The organism is Methylobacterium sp. J-076 (assembly GCF_022829405.1).
In the GTDB taxonomy this organism is placed as follows: domain Bacteria; phylum Pseudomonadota; class Alphaproteobacteria; order Rhizobiales; family Beijerinckiaceae; genus Methylobacterium.
The window spans coordinates 1-1435 of record NZ_JAKSXW010000015.1 but is presented as its reverse complement, the minus strand read 5'-3'; the positions used below and the strand labels follow the sequence as shown (position 1 = coordinate 1435).

The window sequence follows — 1435 nt, the reverse complement described above, 5'->3', positions numbered from 1 at the left end:
TAGCTCCACCCTCGTGCAAGCCCGAGGGTGCGGGAAGGCGAGACCATCACGATGAGCAGCATCACCGGCGCGGCGAATCCGACCGCGATGACCAATTCACAGTCTCCGAATGCGGCCGACGCGGCCACAGCCGATTTTTCCAAGGAATTCGAGGCCCTTAAGCATAATCCTGGTGTTCATATGGTTGGCCATCCCCGACCTATCCACCCCATGATCACAGATACATCACCGCCAACGATTTCTCATGTACCGATTCATGCCGATGAAACCTATATAGATATTAGTCGTAGGCCTCCTACTCCTATTTCTCTTACACCGGATGGACCGCTCAAGACGACGGCTCTCGGACCGCACCTGATTCTCGGCGATAGGCTGGGGCCGAAGACGGACCAGGGTGCGCAACCCGTGAAAGATGCGCCCGCCGCCGCGGCAGCGTCGGTCGCGAACCAGGCCAACCAGGACATCAAGGACGTCGCTGTGGCGGCCGAGCACACGATCGCGGGGACGGCAAGCCAGCCTGGGCAAGGCGAGGGCGCCGCCGCCAGCGGCAGCGCCGGAGTCGCTCATCAGATCATCGACGGGACTGCGAAGCTAAAGGACCAATTAGATAGCGTCTCCACCATAGTCGGATCTGCTTCGCAGGTAATCGCAGATCTTGCGGGACCGAAGAGCCTCGCAGCAGATTTCGCCTCCCTTAAATCCGATGTGGAGGCAATCAAGGATCTCATCAAGCCGAAGAGCCACGCAGATACCGCCGCGGCAGAGTCGGTCGCGAACCACGCCAACGAGGACATTAAGGACGTCGCCGTGGCGGCCGAGAACACGATCGCGGTGACTGCGAAGTAGTCGAAGCAGGGTAGGGGGAGGTGCGACCGCCCCCTCGCGCAGAGGCCGGGACGCACCGTCACGCGAGCGCCCGCCTGCCACAATGCGGCAGGCGGGCGCTTTCTATCTGAAAGCCGGACGAGCCATTCGCTCCCGCCCGTCCGCGAGGGCACGCCCACCCTCACGCGCCCTCGGCGAAGGTGCCCCGACCTCGCGGGCCTTGCGACATTGGACGAGGGAACCCCCGCCGCGGCCCGATGGGTCCCGCTACGCCAGATGCCGGCTTTCGAGGGCGCCGAACTGGAGATAGTGCAGCAGCGGGTCCACAGGCGCACCGCCGCCCGCCAACAGGGGCTCGACGACTTGGACAAGGTCGCCGTCGCCATCATCGAGAGGGACGGCAAGGTCTCGGTGATCGAGAAGGAACAGGCCGCCTCCCCGCCTGGGAGGCCCCGCCCGTCAGGTCGGTGTCAGCTCTCCGCCTTACCGATTCGGTCGCAGGCAGAATCGCCTGCGAAGCGCCCGATCCACCGCATCGCGACCGTGCGGGCCGGTGGGGGCATCGCGCGCTCCCTGTCACAGGTAGCTCCACCCTCGTGCAAGCCCGAGG

At 64.6% G+C, this 1435-nt stretch carries 2 protein-coding genes; both read left to right on the top strand.

What is annotated here, in order from left to right; all coding sequences use genetic code 11:
• Nucleotides 1-51: 51 nt before the first annotated feature.
• On the top strand, nucleotides 52-846 hold the full coding sequence (locus MKK53_RS00490; RefSeq protein ID WP_243925878.1) for a hypothetical protein: 795 nt from the start codon (nucleotides 52-54) through the stop codon (nucleotides 844-846).
• Nucleotides 847-1101: 255 nt separating this feature from the next.
• Nucleotides 1102-1435, top strand: a 334-nt coding sequence (locus MKK53_RS00485) for a YetF domain-containing protein (protein WP_243925875.1), incomplete at its 3' end; no start/stop codon positions are given.